This window comes from Pseudomonas sp. B2021, from assembly GCF_018135665.1.
Classification (GTDB): domain Bacteria; phylum Pseudomonadota; class Gammaproteobacteria; order Pseudomonadales; family Pseudomonadaceae; genus Aquipseudomonas; species Aquipseudomonas lactis.
The window spans coordinates 552,569-568,192 of the sequence record NZ_SMOF01000001.1 but is presented as its reverse complement, the minus strand read 5'-3'; the positions used below and the strand labels follow the sequence as shown (position 1 = coordinate 568,192).

Below are 15,624 nucleotides of genomic sequence, written 5' to 3'. Positions count from 1 at the left end.
CCACTACCCCAAGCCCGAAGCCACCCGGAGGACACCATGTCGAAGTCGGTTCAACTCATCAAAGATCATGACGTTAAATGGATTGATCTGCGCTTCACGGACACAAAAGGCACTCAGCACCACGTGACCATGCCGGCTCGCGATGCGCTGGAAGATGACTTCTTCGAAGTCGGCAAGATGTTCGACGGTTCCTCCATCGCCGGCTGGAAAGGCATCGAAGCCTCCGACATGATCCTGCTGCCAGACGACAGCACCGCCGTACTCGACCCGTTCACCGAAGAGCCAACCCTGATCCTGGTGTGCGACATCATCGAGCCTTCGACCATGCAAGGCTATGACCGCGACCCACGCGCCATCGCCCACCGTGCCGAGGAATACCTGAAGTCCACCGGTATCGGCGACACCGCATTCTTCGGCCCTGAGCCAGAGTTCTTCATCTTCGACTCGGTGAAGTTCAAATCCGACATCTCCGGCTCCATGTTCAAGATTTTCTCCGAGCAAGGCTCGTGGATGTCCGACCAGGACGTGGAAGGCGGTAACAAAGGCCACCGTCCAGGCGTGAAAGGCGGCTACTTCCCAGTACCACCGTTCGACTTCGACCACGAAATCCGTACCTCCATGTGCAACGCACTGGAAGAAATGGGCCAGACCGTTGAAGTTCACCACCACGAAGTGGCGACTGCCGGCCAGAACGAAATCGGCGTGAAATTCAACACGCTGGTGAAGAAGGCTGACGAAGTTCAAACCCTGAAATACTGCGTGCACAACGTTGCCGATGCCTATGGCCGCACCGCTACCTTCATGCCTAAGCCGCTGTACGGCGATAACGGCTCGGGCATGCACGTTCACGTATCGATTTCCAAAGACGGCAAGAACACCTTCGCTGGCGAAGGCTATGCCGGCCTGTCCGATACCGCCCTGTACTTCATCGGCGGCATCATCAAGCACGGCAAAGCGCTGAACGGCTTCACCAACCCGTCGACCAACTCCTACAAGCGTCTGGTCCCAGGTTTTGAAGCGCCGGTGATGCTGGCCTACTCGGCACGCAACCGCTCCGCCTCGATCCGTATTCCTTACGTCAACAGCCCTAAAGGCCGTCGTATCGAAGCGCGCTTCCCAGACCCGGCTGCCAACCCTTACCTGGCCTTCGCCGCCCTGATGATGGCCGGCCTGGACGGTATCCAGAACAAGATCCACCCTGGCGACGCCGCCGACAAAAACTTGTACGACCTGCCGCCTGAAGAGGCCAAAGAGATCCCACAAGTGTGCGGCAGCCTGAAAGAAGCCCTGGAAGAGCTGGACAAGGGCCGTGCGTTCCTGACCAAAGGCGGCGTTTTCAGCGACGACTTCATCGACGCTTACATCGCCCTGAAAAGCGAAGAAGAAATCAAAGTACGTACCTTCGTACACCCACTGGAATACGAGCTGTACTACAGCTGCTGATCCGGTAGCGCTGCTTAAGGTAGCGTGATGAAAAAGGCCTCCTTCGGGAGGTCTTTTTTTTGCCTGGGCGTTACGCTACGCCAGCTCTGCAAACCCAATCAACGTGTGGGAGCTGGCTTGCCTGCGATGGCGCACTGCCGGCCACCTGCTGTATCACTGACACACCGCCATCGCGGGCAAGCCCGCTCCCACAGGAGATCACCTTTGAGATATCGACTTGTATTTGCCCTGCTGTTCATCAGTGCCAGTGCGAGCGCTGCGCCGCCTACGCTCGAACCCTTGCTCAACAGCATCGCCGAACGCCTGGAGATTGCCGACCAGGTGGCGCTGAGCAAATGGGACAGCCACAAGCCCGTGGAGGACAAGAAGCGCGAACAAGAGGTGATCGCCAGCGTTACGGCCCAGGCATCTGGTTACAAGCTGGACCCGGCCGCTGCTGAGCAGTTTTTCGCCGCGCAGATCGAAGCCAATAAACTGGTGCAATACACCCACCTGTCCGACTGGCAGTTCCAAGGCAAAGCCCCCGACGATCCACGCCCGGACCTGGTCCAGCAGATCCGCCCGCGATTGGACGAGCTGCAAAAAAGGCTGTTGCAGCAGTTGGCCGACTTCACTCCACAGCGCACCGACCCGCAGTGCCCGCAATGGCTGGCCGAGGCCGTGCACGAACCGCTGAATGATCCGCTGCGCCAACTGGCGATGATCCGCGCCACCGCCGAGCTTTGCATCTATAAAGGTTAAAAGGACTGCAAATCCAATTAAAAATGTGGGAGCTGGCTTGACTGCGATAACGGTGTTGAATGCACCACAGCTATCGCAAGCAAGCCAGCTCCCACACTGACTGCGATTTGCCTTCAAGCTTCAGTTGCTGAACAACCTTCACAAAACCGCACTATATTGGTGCGATAGCCTGCACCCTTCTCAAGTGCCCAGCCCATTTTGGTTCGAAACTTCCCGTTCAAGCTGGCAGAACGCCACAGTTTCGCGCCTAAACCCCTTATTTCAGGGGGTTAGCGCTTCTTTTCGGAGCCTTGGTTTGGTTTTTGCATTTTCCTTGTATCAGCGTGTGCCTCAAGCCCGCGCCTTGCTCCAAAAGAGGTCCCGATGACCATCAGCGATGCACTGCACCGTTTGTTACTCGACAACCTGACCACCGCGACCATCCTGCTCAATGCCGACCTGCGTCTTGAGTACATGAACCCGGCGGCGGAGATGCTCCTGGCCATCAGCGGCCAGCGCAGCCATGGGCAGTTCATCAGCGAATTGTTCACCGAGTCGGCCGAAGCCTTGAGCTCGTTGCGCCAGGCCGTGGAGCAGGCTCATCCGTTTACCAAGCGCGAAGCGATGCTCACCGCACTCACTGGGCAGACGTTGACCGTCGACTACGCGGTGACCCCGATCCTGAGCAATGGCGCGACCCTGCTGCTGCTCGAAGTCCACCCCCGCGACCGCCTGCTGCGCATCACCAAGGAGGAAGCGCAGCTGTCCAAGCAGGAAACCAGCAAGATGCTGGTGCGCGGCCTCGCCCATGAGATCAAGAACCCGCTGGGCGGTATTCGCGGCGCGGCACAGTTGTTGTCCCGCGAGCTGCCAGACGAGCACCTCAAGGACTACACCAACGTCATCATCGAAGAAGCCGACCGCCTGCGTAACCTGGTGGACCGCATGCTGGGCTCCAACAAGCTGCCGTCCCTGGCGATGACCAACGTGCATGAAGTGCTTGAGCGCGTCTGCCAACTGGTCGAGGCCGAAAGCCAAGGCTGCATCACCTTGGTGCGCGACTACGACCCAAGCATTCCCGACGTGTTGATCGACCGCGAACAGATGATCCAGGCGGTGCTCAACATCGTGCGCAACGCCATGCAGGCCATCAGCAGCCAGAACGAGCTGCGCCTGGGCCGCATCAGCCTGCGCACCCGCGCCCTGCGCCAGTTCACCATTGGCCATGTGCGCCATCGCCTGGTGACCAAGGTCGAGATCATCGACAACGGCCCCGGCATTCCTGCAGAGCTGCAGGAAACCATCTTCTTTCCCATGGTCAGCGGCCGCCCGGACGGTACCGGGCTGGGCCTGGCCATTACCCAGAACATCATCAGCCAGCACCAGGGCCTGATCGAATGTGAGAGCCACCCCGGCCACACCACGTTCTCGATCTTCCTGCCATTGGAACAAGGAGCCCCCACGACATGAGCCGTAGTGAAACTGTCTGGATCGTCGACGACGACCGTTCTATCCGCTGGGTCCTCGAAAAAGCCTTGCAACAAGAAGGCATGACCACCCAGAGCTTCGACAGCGCCGATGGGGTGATGAGCCGCCTGGCACGCCAGCAGCCGGATGTGATCATTTCCGATATTCGCATGCCTGGGGCCAGTGGCCTGGACTTGCTGGCGCGCATTCGCGAGCAGCATCCGCGCTTGCCGGTGATCATCATGACCGCCCACTCGGACCTGGACAGCGCTGTCGCGTCTTATCAGGGCGGCGCCTTTGAATACCTGCCCAAGCCATTCGACGTGGATGAGGCGGTGGCGCTGGTCAAGCGCGCCAACCAGCACGCCCAGGAACAACAGAACCAGGAAGCCCCGCCAACCCTGACCCGCACCCCGGAAATCATCGGGGAAGCACCGGCGATGCAGGAAGTGTTTCGCGCCATCGGGCGCTTGAGCCATTCCAACATCACCGTACTGATCAACGGCGAATCGGGGACCGGTAAAGAGCTGGTGGCCCATGCGCTGCACCGCCACAGCCCACGGGCGGCCTCGCCGTTTATCGCACTGAACATGGCGGCGATTCCCAAGGATTTGATGGAGTCCGAGCTGTTCGGCCATGAAAAAGGCGCATTCACCGGCGCGGCTAACCTGCGTCGCGGACGCTTTGAACAGGCGGACGGCGGCACGCTGTTCCTCGATGAGATCGGCGACATGCCGGCCGATACCCAGACTCGCTTGCTGCGCGTGCTGGCTGACGGTGAGTTCTACCGTGTGGGCGGGCATACGCCGGTCAAGGTGGATGTGCGCATCATCGCGGCCACCCACCAGAACCTGGAAACCCTGGTGCATGCGGGTAAATTCCGTGAGGACTTGTTCCACCGCCTCAACGTGATCCGCATCCACATCCCGCGCATGTCGGACCGTCGCGAAGACATCCCCACCCTCGCCCGCCACTTCCTCAGCCGCGCCGCCCTGGAGCTGGCTGTGGAACCCAAGCTGCTCAAAAGCGAGACCGAGGAATACCTCAAGAACCTGCCGTGGCCCGGCAACGTTCGCCAGCTGGAGAACACCTGCCGCTGGATCACCGTGATGGCCTCCGGGCGAGAAGTACACATCAGCGACCTGCCGCCGGAGCTGCTGAGCCTGCCGCAGGACTCGGCACCCGTGACCAACTGGGAACAGGCGCTGCGCCAATGGGCCGACCAGGCCTTGGCACGCGGCCAGTCGAACCTGCTGGACAGCGCCGTGCCGGCGTTCGAGCGGATCATGATCGAGACTGCGTTGAAACACACTGCCGGCCGCCGCCGCGATGCCGCCGTGCTGCTGGGCTGGGGGCGTAATACCCTGACGCGCAAGATCAAGGAATTGGGGATGAAGGTGGATGGTGGGGATGATGATGAGGGTGATGAGGCCTGAACCCCAAGACCGCTGAAAGCCCAGTGTGGGAGCCGGGCTTGCCCGCGATGGCGGTGTGCCCGTCACCCGATATAGGGCTGACACACCGCTATCGCAGGCAAGCCAGCTCCCACATTTGTTTTGTGCAATGCCAGCAGACTGTGCACCGCTTCAATGCACGATGAACCGCCATTGAGCACAGACCCGAAACCTCACAGAGCGCTTTCGCTGCGAAGTTCATAACCGTAGAAACAACCAAAGCCCCGTATTCCGGGGCTTTGCGCTTTTTGGCATTTTTTTCAAGCCGCAAACGCAAGTTTTGGCACGCCCCCTGCAATAACCCTTGTACTACCCAGTTTCGGGGACCTTGGTACAGGCAGGCCGAGAATCCCCTCTTTAACACCGAAGCCTCAGGCTTCACCCCGTTTTGGGAGCCCTGGTACAGGCAGGCCGGGAACTCCCTCTTTTATTGCTCTTGGAGATGGATCTCCAGCCGCCAGCGGCCATCAACCTCTGCACCGCTCCACTCCCCACGCAACGGCCGGGCCGCTACCAGGTTCAGCAGCAAGCCAGCATCGGTCTTGCGTATGCGCCAATTCACGTCCTTGGCATTGACCTTGAGCTGCCCGCTGGCAGCCTTGCCCTGGGCGTCAAACAGCAGCGCCACGGTGCCGTCGATATGCTCGCCGTGCAGCTTGGGTTCGTTGTTGAACCACACCACCAAGCCATCCGCCGCAGGTTCTACCTGTTGCAGTTCAAGCGGTTCGGGGGTGGTCAAGCGGCCGATCATCAAGCCAATCATCAAGCCGACAATCGCCAATGACCCCAACACCCTCGGCAATAGCTTCGGTCTCGGGTCGTCTTCGGGGGTAGAATGCAGCGCATCTTTGCCTTCGGAGCCGTGCATGTTTCACGTCATCCTTTTTCAACCAGAAATTCCGCCGAATACCGGCAACGTTATCAGGCTGTGCGCCAACAGTGGCTGCCACCTGCATTTGATCGAGCCTTTAGGCTTTGACATGGACGACAAGCGCCTGCGCCGTGCCGGGCTGGACTACCACGAGTACGCCACCCTCAAGCGCCATGCCGACCTCGCCAGTTGCCTGGAGAGCCTGGGCCACCCACGGCTGTTCGCGTTCACCACCAAGGGCTCGCGGCCGTTTCATGATGCCAGCTTTGCCGAGGGCGACGCGTTTCTGTTCGGCCCGGAGAGCCGAGGCCTGCCGGCCGAGGTGCTTGACGCGTTGCCCGATGGCCATCGCCTGCGCTTGCCGATGCGTGAAGGCTGCCGCAGCCTGAACCTGTCCAACACCGTGGCCGTCGCCGTCTATGAAGGCTGGCGCCAACTGGGCTTCAAGTAACCCCCATTCTCCCTGTAGGAGCGAGCTTGCTCGCGAAAAACCAACAGGCAATGTGGGCTACCTGATAGCGCTGCGTCATCGTTGACGCTCTTCGCGAGCAAGCTCGCTCCTACAGGCGTGAGCAGTACATAAAAAAAGCGCCTGTGATGGCGCTTTTTTATACATCGAAGGCTTACTGAACCGTTGGCGCGCCTTCCTGTTGCATGCGCTGCAGCTCTTGGGCGTACAGGGCATCGAAGTTCACCGGCGCCAGCATCAGTGCCGGGAACGAGCCACGGGTGACCAGGCTGTCCAGGGTCTCACGGGCATACGGGAACAGGATGTTCGGGCAGAACGCGCCCAGGGTGTGGCTCATGGACGCTTCGTCCAGGCCCTGGATCAGGAAGATACCGGCCTGTTGCACTTCAGCGATGAAAGCGACTTCTTCACCATTCTTGACGGTGACCGACAGGGTCAGCACCACTTCGTGGAAGTCACCTTCCAGGGATTTCTGACGAGTGTTCAGGTCCAGCGCAACGCTTGGGGTCCACTCCTGACGGAAGATGGCCGGGCTTTTTGGCGCTTCGAACGACAGGTCACGCACGTAGATCCGCTGCAGCGAGAACTGTGGGCCTTGGTCTTGCGCTGCTTCGGTGTTCTGTTGATCAGTCATCGCAGATCCTTCTTTATCTTGGGGTTCTTAAGGGTTTAGGAGTCAGACGGACAGCAGCGCATCAAGTTTACCGGCGCGCTCCAGGGCAAACAGGTCGTCGCAACCACCGATGTGCCGGGTGCCGATCCAGATCTGCGGGACCGACGTGCGGCCGGCTTTCTGGGCCATTTCGGCGCGCACCTGGGGCTTGCCATCGACCTTGATCTCTTCGAAGGCAACGCCCTTTTTCTCAAGCAAGGCCTTGGCCCGCATGCAGTAAGGGCACCAATCGCTGGAATACACGACAACCTGGCTCATATCACTTCACCAACGGCAGGTTATCGCCACGCCAGCTGCTGATACCACCCGACAGCTTGGCAGCGGTGAAGCCGGTCTTGAGCATCTCGCGGGCGTGGGTGCCCGAGTGCTGGCCTTGGGCGTCGACCAGGATAATGGTCTTGGCCTTGTATTTTTCCAGCTCGGCCAAGCGCGCGATCAGCTTGTCCTGAGGAATGTTCAGGGCGCCAACGATATGGCCGGCGGCATAATCCTTGGCCGGGCGAATATCGACGACGACGGCCTCATCCTTGTTGACCAGCGCGGTCAGCTCCGACGTGCTCAGGCTGCGACCACCGCGGCTCAGTTCATGAGCGATCAGCAGCGCCAGCAGGATGACGAAGGCGCCCACAAGCAGGTAGTGGGCAGTGGCAAATGCAATCAGGTGATCAACCATCAAGGAGGTTCCAGGGCGTTAAAATGGCGGTAAGTATACACAGCCGCCAGGGGGGGCCAACCCCCGTAAAGCGGTGACGTGGTTGGAACTTCGCTTTAAACTGCCACTCCCTTTTCAATTGTCTTCCTTTATTAACGCCGCGAGAGGATCTATGACTACCACGCCTAAACCTTTGGTCCTGATAATTCTCGATGGCTTCGGACACAGTGAAAGCCACCACGACAACGCGGTTTACTCGGCCAACAAGCCAGTACTGGACCGTCTGACCGCCACCGTGCCTAACGGCCTGATCTCAGGTTCCGGCATGGACGTGGGCTTGCCGGACGGCCAGATGGGCAACTCGGAAGTCGGCCACATGAACCTCGGCGCCGGACGAGTGGTGTACCAGGACTTCACCCGAGTCACCAAAGCGATCCGCGATGGCGAGTTCTTCGAGAACCCGACCATCTGCGCGGCGGTTGATAAAGCCGTTGCCGCCGGCAAGGCCGTACACTTCATGGGCCTGTTGTCGGACGGCGGTGTACACAGCCACCAGGATCACCTGGTCGCTATGGCCGAACTGGCGTTCAAGCGCGGCGCTGACAAAATCTACCTGCACGCCTTCCTCGACGGCCGCGACACGCCGCCCAAAAGCGCGCAATCCTCTATCGAACTGCTGGACGCCACCTTCGCCGCTCTGGGCAAGGGCCGTATCGCCAGCCTGGTGGGCCGCTACTTCGCCATGGACCGCGACAACCGTTGGGACCGAGTCTCTCAAGCCTACAACCTGATCGTCGACGGCCAGGCCGAATTCAACGCAGCCACCGCCCAGGAAGGTCTGGAAGCAGCCTACGCCCGTGGCGAGAGCGATGAGTTCGTCAAGGCCACCACCATCGGCGAGCCGGTGAAGGTCGAAGACGGCGACGCCGTGGTGTTCATGAACTTCCGCGCCGACCGTGCCCGTGAGCTGAGCCATGTGTTTGTCGATGAAGGCTTCAAGGACTTCGAACGCGCGCGCCAGCCGAAGGTCGAGTTCGTCATGCTCACCCAATACGCCGCCAACATCCCGGCCCCTTCGGCGTTCGCGCCGGGCAGCCTGGAGAACGTGCTGGGCGACTACCTGGCCAAGAACGGCAAGACCCAGCTGCGCATCGCCGAAACCGAGAAATACGCCCACGTGACGTTCTTCTTCTCCGGTGGCCGCGAAGAGCCGTTCCCCGGCGAAGAGCGCATTCTGATCCCGTCACCAAAAGTCGCCACCTATGACCTGCAGCCGGAAATGAGCGCGCCGGAAGTCACCGACAAGATCGTCGATGCCATTGATAACCAGCGTTATGACGTGATCGTGGTCAACTACGCCAACGGCGACATGGTTGGCCACAGCGGCAACCTGGAAGCGGCGGTCAAGGCAGTTGAATGCCTGGACTTGTGCGTTGGCCGCATTGTCGACGCGCTGGATAAAGTCGGCGGCGAAGCGCTGATCACCGCCGACCACGGCAACTGCGAGCAGATGTCCGACGAATCCACCGGCCAGGCGCACACCGCGCACACCACCGAGCCGGTACCGTTCATCTATGTTGGCAAACGTGATTTCAAAGTGCGTGAAGGTGGCGTGCTGGCGGATGTGGCGCCGACCATGCTGAAACTGATGGGGCTGGAGCAGCCGAAGGAGATGACCGGCACCTCGATCCTGGTCTGATCCAAAGTACGCCACAAAACAGTGTGGGAGCGGGCTTGCCCGCGATAGCGGCTAATCAGTCGACATCTATGTCGCTGACCCACCGCAATCGCGGGCAAGCCCGCTCCCACATTGGTTTGTGGCGCTTTGAGAGATATCTTTTTGCCATACCAGCACCACTCGGCACCTATCTTGCCCACCAGCCCCAATTGGGCGTTTTTTTTGCAGCGCTTGGCGGGCATACTAGGCCGTCCTTTTCCCCTGGTGTCGCCCGCCTCTATGCTTCGCGCCTTGATAACCCTTGCTCTTGTCTGCCTGCTCCAACCGGCGTTTGCCGATGAGCGCGCACAAACCCAACAACAGTTGGACGCTACGCGTCAGGACATTACCGAGCTGAAAAAGCTGCTCGGCAAGCTCCAGGAAGAAAAATCCGGGGTGCAGAAAGACCTGCGCGGCACGGAAACCGAAATGGGCAAGCTGGAGAAGCAGGTCCAGGAGCTGCAAAAAGAACTAAAGAAGAGCGAGTCGGAACTGGAGCGACTCGACGCTGAGAAAAAAAAACTCCAGAGCGCGCGCGTTGAACAGCAACGCCTGATCGCGATCCAGGCCCGTGCCGCGTACCAGAGCGGCCGCCAGGAGTACCTCAAGCTGCTGCTCAACCAGCAGAATCCGGAAAAATTCGCCCGTACCCTCACCTATTACGATTACCTGAGCCAGGCGCGCCTGGCGCAATTGAAGGGGTTTAACGAAACCCTGCGCCAATTGGCCAATGTCGAACAGGAAATCGCCGACCAGCAATCCCAGCTGCTCGACCAGAAAACCGCCCTGGACACCCAGCGCGACCAGCTCGATAAAGTACGCAAGGAACGCCAGCAGGCCCTGGCCAAGCTCAACAGCGACGTAAAAGCCCGCGACGCCAAACTCCAGGCCCGCGAGCAGGACCAGGCCGACCTGGCCAAAGTCCTCAAGACCATCGAAGAAACCCTGGCCCGCCAGGCACGCGAGGCCGAAGAAGCGCGGCAAAAAGCGCTGATCGCCCAGCAGGAAGCCGAAAAAAAGCGTCAGCGTGAGGCTGAACTGGCTGCCACCACCGACGCTCCGGCCCCGCGCAAACCCGCGCGCGCAGCCCCTGGCCCGCTGGTTTCCAGCAGTGGCGAGTCGTTCGGCGGCCCTTTTGCTTCAGCGCGCGGCAAACTTCCATGGCCGGTTGATGGTCGATTACTGGCACGCTTTGGGGAAACTCGTGGCGATGACACCCGCGCCAAGTGGGATGGCGTGATGATCAGCGCCTCTGCCGGCAGCCAGGTCCACGCCGTGCATGGTGGCCGCGTGGTGTTTGCCGATTGGTTGCGGGGCGCCGGCTTGCTGGTGATTCTTGACCACGGTAATGGCTATTTGAGCCTTTACGGCCACAATCAGACATTACTCAAGTCGGCAGGTGATGTTGTAAAAGCCGGTGAATCCATCTCCACTGTCGGTAACAGTGGTGGCCAGGACACCCCGGCGCTGTACTTCGCTATTCGTCAGCAGGGCCGCCCGAGCGACCCTGCACAATGGTGCCGGTCCCAAGGATAGGGTCGCATCTACATTAGGAGTTCGTTCGACATGCTGCATTTGTCCCGCCTCACTTCGCTGGCCCTGACGATCGCCCTGGTGATCGGCGCGCCTCTGGCTTTTGCCGACCAGGCCGCACCGGCTGCACCCGCCACGGCTGCGACGACCAAGGCGCCATTGCCGCTGGACGAGCTGCGTACCTTTGCCGAGGTCATGGACCGGATCAAGGCAGCGTATGTCGAACCCGTAGACGACAAGGCCCTGCTGGAAAATGCCATCAAGGGCATGCTCAGCAACCTCGACCCGCACTCCGCCTACCTGGGCCCGGAAGATTTCGCCGAGTTGCAGGAAAGCACCAGCGGTGAGTTCGGCGGCCTTGGCATCGAAGTGGGCTCCGAAGACGGCCAGATCAAAGTGGTCTCGCCTATCGACGACACCCCGGCGTCCAAGGCCGGTATCCAGGCCGGCGACCTGATCGTGAAGATCAACGGCCAGCCAACCCGCGGCCAGACCATGACCGAAGCCGTCGACAAGATGCGCGGCAAGCTCGGCCAGAAGATCACCCTGACCCTGGTACGCGACGGCGGCAACCCGTTTGACGTGACCCTGGCCCGCGCGACCATCACGGTCAAGAGCGTGAAAAGCCAGCTGCTGGAGTCGGGCTACGGTTATATCCGTATCACCCAGTTCCAGGTCAAGACCGGCGACGAAGTGGCCAAGGCCCTGGCCAAGCTGCGCAAAGACAACGGCAAGAAGCTCAACGGCATCGTGCTTGACCTGCGCAACAACCCAGGCGGCGTGTTGCAGTCGGCGGTCGAGGTGGTCGACCACTTCGTCACCAAGGGCCTGATCGTCTACACCAAGGGCCGTATCGCCAACTCAGAGTTGCGCTTCTCGGCCACCGGCAACGACCTCAGCGAGAACGTGCCACTGGCGGTATTGATCAACGGTGGCAGCGCCTCGGCTTCGGAAATCGTCGCCGGTGCCCTGCAAGACCTCAAGCGCGGCGTGCTGATGGGCACCACCAGCTTCGGCAAAGGCTCGGTGCAGACCGTATTGCCGCTGAACAACGAGCGTGCGCTGAAGATCACCACGGCGCTGTACTACACGCCCAACGGCCGCTCGATCCAGGCCCAGGGCATCGTGCCGGACATCGAAGTACGCCGCGCCAAGATCACCAACGAGATCGACGGCGAATACTACAAAGAGGCCGACCTGCAAGGTCACCTGGGCAATGGCAACGGCGGTGCCGACCAGCCAACCGGCAGCCGCGCCAAGGCCAAGCCGATGCCGCAGGACGATGACTACCAACTGGCCCAGGCACTCAGCCTGCTCAAGGGCTTGAGCATCACCCGCAGCCGTTGATCATGCGCCTTGCCCTGATCCTCGCTGTGCTGTGCAGCCTGGCAGGGGTCGCTCAAGCGGCCCCTGCCGGCGAACCGCACAAAGCCTACCTGACACTGATCATCGACGACCTGGGGCAAAACCTGCCTCGGGATCGCCGCGTGCTCGCGCTACCCGGCCCGGTGACCGCCGCCATCATGCCGGACACGCCCCACGCCGCCGAATTCGCCCGTGAGGCCCATAAGGCTGGCAAGATCGTGATCCTGCACATGCCCATGGACCCGGCCACCGGCCCATTCGCCTGGCACCCTGAGCTGTCGATCGAAGAACTGGGCAAGCGCCTGGACGCCGCGTTCGACGCAGTGCCCTACACCGCCGGCATCAACAACCACATGGGCAGCCGCATGACCGCACAACCGGCGGCGATGGCTTGGCTGATGGGTGAGTTGCAACGGCGCCACAAGTTCTTCGTCGACAGCCGCACCAGCGCGCAGACCGTTGCCGCCGCCGAGGCGCAGAAGATCGGTTTGGCCCATGTGTCGCGGGATGTATTTCTCGACGACGAACGCACCGAAGCGGCGATTACCACGCAGTTGCAAACCGCGATCAAACTGGCGCACAAGCAGGGCTCGGCGGTGATGATCGGGCACCCTTACCCGCAGACCCTGGCGGTGCTGGAGCGCGAATTGCCCAAGCTCAAGGCGCAAGGCGTGGAGTGGATCGATATCAAATTGATGATCAGCGTGCGCAGTAACCGGGCGATGGCCGGGCATGGCAAGAACGGCATCTACCGTTAAAGGAAGATTACAAAGATCCACTGTGGGAGCGGGCTTGCCCGCGATGGCGGAGTGTCAGTCACACAGATATTGGCTGACGCATTGCTATCGCGGGCAACCCCGCTCCCACATTTTTGATCGTGTTCATCCTGCCAACTTCAGAGGTAACGCGCCATGATTTCGTCTATACGGCCGCTCTTGCGTAACTCATCCAATGCAGCCTGGAGCCTGGCCACCACCTCATCCGGCACGTCCTTGTTCAACGCCAGGTAAAGCTGCGCACTGTTGAAGCGCAATACTGTCTTGAGCCCGTTCACCCCCACTTGCCGCGCCAGGTAACGTCCTGCAGGATCGCCAGTGGCCCACAGGTCGATCTGGCCCTCCATGAGCTTTTGCGCATTGTCCTGGTCACGCAAGGCAACAATCGGCTTGAGCCCCTGCTTGTCCAGGCTTTCGGCAATGGCGTCGCCTTTGTAGGCGCCGATCCTGTAGCGGCGCGCCTGCTCAAGGTTTTCCAGTTGGATCTTGCTGTCGGCCTTGGCCAATAGCACCCAATCGTCCGGGCCGATGGGGCCGACCCATTTGAACAAGGCTTCACGGTCTGGCAACCGCGCCATCACAAACACGCCGTAACCCGGCTTTTCCAGGGCGAGTTTGTAGATTCGCTCCCAAGGGAAACGCAGGGTCAGGTTGTAGGAAATGCCGGCACGTTTGAAGGTTTCGCGCATGATGTCTACGGCGATGCCTTCGATGTTCTCGTCCTTTGCGAAGTTCTTGCCGTTTTTCGCCATGTTGTAGGGCGGGAAATTTTCTGTCAGCAACACCAGGGAGGCGTCAGACGGTTGTTCGGCGTGTGCCGTAGCCACCATGAGCATGGAGGAACTGGCGAGGGCGAGCAGCAGGTGTTTGAACATGAAGGCTACCGGAATCCATGGCAAGCGCAGAGAGTGCCGCGAGCCTGCCATGGTGTCCAGCAGCGTTTAGCGCACGACGATACCGCGTGCGGCCATATAGGCCTTGGCCTCGGGCACGGTGTATTCGCCAAAGTGGAAAATACTCGCCGCCAGCACCGCGCTGGCGTGGCCTTCCAGTACACCATCGGCCAGGTGTTGCAGGTTGCCGACGCCACCCGATGCGATCACCGGAATGCCCAGGGCATCGCTGATGGCGCGGGTAACGCCCAGGTCGAAGCCGTTTTTCATGCCGTCCTGGTCCATGCTGGTCAGCAGGATTTCACCGGCGCCCAGGCCTTCCATCTTCATCGCCCACTCCACCGCGTCCAGCCCGGTAGGCTTGCGCCCGCCGTGGGTGAAGATCTCCCAGCGCGGGGTTTCGCCCGGGCCGGATACCTTCTTGGCGTCGATAGCCACCACGATGCATTGCGAGCCGAAGTGCTGCGCGGCTTCGCCGACAAACTCGGGGTTGAATACGGCGGCGGTGTTGATCGAGACCTTGTCTGCACCGGCATTGAGCAGGTTGCGGATGTCTTGCACGGTGCGCACGCCACCGCCCACGGTCAGTGGGATAAACACCTGGCTGGCCATGCGCTCGACGGTATGCAGCGTGGTGTCGCGGCCATCGACGCTGGCAGTGATGTCGAGAAAGGTAATCTCGTCGGCACCTTGCTCATCGTAGCGACGGGCGATTTCCACCGGGTCGCCGGCATCACGGATGTTCTCGAACTTGACGCCCTTGACCACGCGACCGTTGTCGACGTCCAGGCAAGGGATGATGCGTTTGGCCAGCGCCATGGTCAGTCCTCAGCCGTTGTAGGCGTCGCAGTAAGCCTGAGCTTCGGCGACGTCCAGAGTGCCTTCATAGATCGCACGGCCGGTGATGGCGCCGATAATGCCGGGAGCCTTGGCGTCCAGTAGCGACTTGATGTCACCCAGGTTATGAATGCCGCCGGAAGCGATCACCGGAATCTTGGTGGCCGCTGCCAGGGCTGCGGTGAAGGGTACGTTGCAGCCCTGCATCATGCCGTCTTTGGCGATGTCGGTATAAACAATGGCAGACACGCCGTCGGCTTCGAACTGCTTGGCCAGGTCGATCACCTGCACTGTGCTGATTTCAGCCCAGCCGTCGGTAGCGACGAAGCCATCTTTGGCATCCAGGCCTACGATCACTTTGCCCGGGAAAGCGCGGCAGGCTTCGGCGACGAAGGCTGGATCTTTCACGGCCTTGGTGCCGATGATCACGTAGCTCACGCCCGCTTTGACGTAGTGCTCGATGGTTTCCAGGGAGCGGATACCGCCGCCGATCTGGATCGGCAGGTTCGGGTAGCGCTTGGCGATGGCAGTAACCACCTCGCCGTTGACCGGCTGGCCTTCGAAGGCGCCGTTCAGGTCCACCAGATGCAGACGACGGCAGCCCCCTTCTACCCATTTGGCAGCCACGCTCACCGGGTCATCGGAGAACACGGTGGAATCTTCCATGCGGCCTTGGCGCAGGCGTACACAAGCGCCGTCCTTGAGATCGATAGCGGGGATAATCAGCATCTGGCAAACCTTATTCGATATTCAG

16 protein-coding genes are annotated in these 15,624 nt (G+C 60.7%); 9 read left to right on the top strand and 7 right to left on the bottom strand.

Features of this window, described 5'->3' with window-relative positions:
* Positions 1 to 36 precede the first annotated feature (36 nt).
* The 4 genes from glnA (at position 37) to ntrC (ending at position 5,066) form a co-directional block, all read left to right on the top strand.
* Entirely contained in the window at positions 37 to 1,443 is a 1,407-nt protein-coding gene (gene glnA, locus E1K68_RS02570; protein ID WP_003187811.1) for a type I glutamate--ammonia ligase, read from the top strand.
* Between the two features lie 204 nt (positions 1,444 to 1,647).
* A complete protein-coding gene (locus tag E1K68_RS02565; protein WP_003187810.1) occupies positions 1,648 to 2,184 on the top strand; it encodes a chorismate mutase in 537 nt (178 codons plus the stop codon).
* A 363-nt stretch (positions 2,185 to 2,547) separates the two neighbouring features.
* Positions 2,548 to 3,633, top strand: coding sequence for a nitrogen regulation protein NR(II) (gene glnL, locus E1K68_RS02560; RefSeq protein WP_014716523.1), 1,086 nt, complete (start codon positions 2,548 to 2,550; stop codon positions 3,631 to 3,633).
* Entirely contained in the window at positions 3,630 to 5,066 is a 1,437-nt protein-coding gene (gene ntrC, locus E1K68_RS02555; protein WP_003187806.1) for a nitrogen regulation protein NR(I), read from the top strand. The genes glnL and ntrC overlap by 4 nt, the downstream gene beginning before the upstream one ends.
* 445 nt (positions 5,067 to 5,511) lie before the next feature.
* On the opposite strand, the gene E1K68_RS02550 is transcribed toward ntrC, so the two are convergent.
* Complete coding sequence (locus E1K68_RS02550) at positions 5,512 to 5,952, bottom strand: hypothetical protein (RefSeq protein WP_003187800.1); 441 nt, start codon at positions 5,950 to 5,952, stop codon at positions 5,512 to 5,514.
* Here E1K68_RS02550 and E1K68_RS02545 point away from each other — a divergent pair.
* Entirely contained in the window at positions 5,951 to 6,406 is a 456-nt protein-coding gene (locus E1K68_RS02545; RefSeq protein WP_003171120.1) for a tRNA (cytidine(34)-2'-O)-methyltransferase, read from the top strand. The two genes, E1K68_RS02550 and E1K68_RS02545, sit on opposite strands and share 2 nt — an antisense overlap.
* A gap of 172 nt (positions 6,407 to 6,578) precedes the next feature.
* Here E1K68_RS02545 and secB read toward each other — a convergent pair whose 3' ends face one another.
* From secB to E1K68_RS02530, 3 genes are read right to left on the bottom strand one after another with little or no spacing between them, the layout of a single operon-like run.
* A complete protein-coding gene (gene secB / locus E1K68_RS02540; RefSeq protein WP_003187799.1) occupies positions 6,579 to 7,058 on the bottom strand; it encodes a protein-export chaperone SecB in 480 nt (159 codons plus the stop codon).
* Positions 7,059 to 7,100: 42 nt separating this feature from the next.
* Positions 7,101 to 7,355: a glutaredoxin 3 gene (gene grxC, locus E1K68_RS02535; protein ID WP_003187797.1), complete on the bottom strand. Its 255-nt coding sequence runs from the start codon at positions 7,353 to 7,355 to the stop codon at positions 7,101 to 7,103.
* A gap of 1 nt (position 7,356) precedes the next feature.
* Positions 7,357 to 7,770 (bottom strand): rhodanese-like domain-containing protein, encoded by a 414-nt coding sequence (locus E1K68_RS02530; protein WP_003187796.1) that lies wholly within the window; start codon positions 7,768 to 7,770, stop codon positions 7,357 to 7,359.
* 151 nt (positions 7,771 to 7,921) lie between these two features.
* On the opposite strand from E1K68_RS02530, the gene gpmI reads away from it, so the two are divergent.
* The 4 genes from gpmI to E1K68_RS02510 all read left to right on the top strand — a co-directional run bounded on the left by gpmI (position 7,922) and on the right by E1K68_RS02510 (position 13,122).
* Complete coding sequence (gpmI, locus tag E1K68_RS02525; protein ID WP_057709562.1) at positions 7,922 to 9,448, top strand: 2,3-bisphosphoglycerate-independent phosphoglycerate mutase; 1,527 nt, start codon at positions 7,922 to 7,924, stop codon at positions 9,446 to 9,448.
* Positions 9,449 to 9,706: 258 nt separating this feature from the next.
* Positions 9,707 to 11,002: a murein hydrolase activator EnvC gene (locus tag E1K68_RS02520; protein ID WP_003187792.1), complete on the top strand. Its 1,296-nt coding sequence runs from the start codon at positions 9,707 to 9,709 to the stop codon at positions 11,000 to 11,002.
* Positions 11,003 to 11,032: 30 nt separating this feature from the next.
* Complete coding sequence (locus E1K68_RS02515) at positions 11,033 to 12,346, top strand: S41 family peptidase (RefSeq protein WP_003187790.1); 1,314 nt, start codon at positions 11,033 to 11,035, stop codon at positions 12,344 to 12,346.
* A 2-nt stretch (positions 12,347 to 12,348) separates the two neighbouring features.
* Positions 12,349 to 13,122: a divergent polysaccharide deacetylase family protein gene (locus E1K68_RS02510; protein WP_003187789.1), complete on the top strand. Its 774-nt coding sequence runs from the start codon at positions 12,349 to 12,351 to the stop codon at positions 13,120 to 13,122.
* A 137-nt stretch (positions 13,123 to 13,259) separates the two neighbouring features.
* Here E1K68_RS02510 and E1K68_RS02505 read toward each other — a convergent pair whose 3' ends face one another.
* The 3 genes from E1K68_RS02505 to hisA form a co-directional block, all read right to left on the bottom strand.
* A complete protein-coding gene (locus E1K68_RS02505; RefSeq protein WP_169913069.1) occupies positions 13,260 to 14,015 on the bottom strand; it encodes an ABC transporter substrate-binding protein in 756 nt (251 codons plus the stop codon).
* Between the two features lie 66 nt (positions 14,016 to 14,081).
* Positions 14,082 to 14,852, bottom strand: a complete 771-nt coding sequence (gene hisF, locus E1K68_RS02500) for an imidazole glycerol phosphate synthase subunit HisF (RefSeq protein WP_003187786.1) — start codon at positions 14,850 to 14,852, stop codon at positions 14,082 to 14,084.
* A gap of 9 nt (positions 14,853 to 14,861) precedes the next feature.
* Positions 14,862 to 15,599, bottom strand: a complete 738-nt coding sequence (gene hisA, locus E1K68_RS02495; RefSeq protein ID WP_212613746.1) for a 1-(5-phosphoribosyl)-5-[(5-phosphoribosylamino)methylideneamino]imidazole-4-carboxamide isomerase — start codon at positions 15,597 to 15,599, stop codon at positions 14,862 to 14,864.
* Positions 15,600 to 15,624: the final 25 nt, after the last annotated feature.

Bases quoted from the DNA above. Each gene is read 5' to 3' on its own strand.
- E1K68_RS02515 (WP_003187790.1), top strand. From the start codon at position 11,033: ATGCTGCATTTGTCCCGCCTCACTTCGCTGGCCCTGACGATCGCCCTG.
- gpmI (WP_057709562.1), top strand. From the start codon at position 7,922: ATGACTACCACGCCTAAACCTTTGGTCCTGATAATTCTCGATGGCTTC.
- E1K68_RS02520 (WP_003187792.1), top strand. From the start codon at position 9,707: ATGCTTCGCGCCTTGATAACCCTTGCTCTTGTCTGCCTGCTCCAACCG.
- E1K68_RS02550 (WP_003187800.1), bottom strand. From the start codon at position 5,952: ATGCACGGCTCCGAAGGCAAAGATGCGCTGCATTCTACCCCCGAAGAC.
- grxC (WP_003187797.1), bottom strand. From the start codon at position 7,355: ATGAGCCAGGTTGTCGTGTATTCCAGCGATTGGTGCCCTTACTGCATG.
- E1K68_RS02545 (WP_003171120.1), top strand. From the start codon at position 5,951: ATGTTTCACGTCATCCTTTTTCAACCAGAAATTCCGCCGAATACCGGC.
- glnL (WP_014716523.1), top strand. From the start codon at position 2,548: ATGACCATCAGCGATGCACTGCACCGTTTGTTACTCGACAACCTGACC.
- hisF (WP_003187786.1), bottom strand. From the start codon at position 14,852: ATGGCGCTGGCCAAACGCATCATCCCTTGCCTGGACGTCGACAACGGT.
- ntrC (WP_003187806.1), top strand. From the start codon at position 3,630: ATGAGCCGTAGTGAAACTGTCTGGATCGTCGACGACGACCGTTCTATC.
- glnA (WP_003187811.1), top strand. From the start codon at position 37: ATGTCGAAGTCGGTTCAACTCATCAAAGATCATGACGTTAAATGGATT.
- hisA (WP_212613746.1), bottom strand. From the start codon at position 15,599: ATGCTGATTATCCCCGCTATCGATCTCAAGGACGGCGCTTGTGTACGC.
- E1K68_RS02510 (WP_003187789.1), top strand. From the start codon at position 12,349: ATGCGCCTTGCCCTGATCCTCGCTGTGCTGTGCAGCCTGGCAGGGGTC.
- secB (WP_003187799.1), bottom strand. From the start codon at position 7,058: ATGACTGATCAACAGAACACCGAAGCAGCGCAAGACCAAGGCCCACAG.
- E1K68_RS02505 (WP_169913069.1), bottom strand. From the start codon at position 14,015: ATGTTCAAACACCTGCTGCTCGCCCTCGCCAGTTCCTCCATGCTCATG.
- E1K68_RS02530 (WP_003187796.1), bottom strand. From the start codon at position 7,770: ATGGTTGATCACCTGATTGCATTTGCCACTGCCCACTACCTGCTTGTG.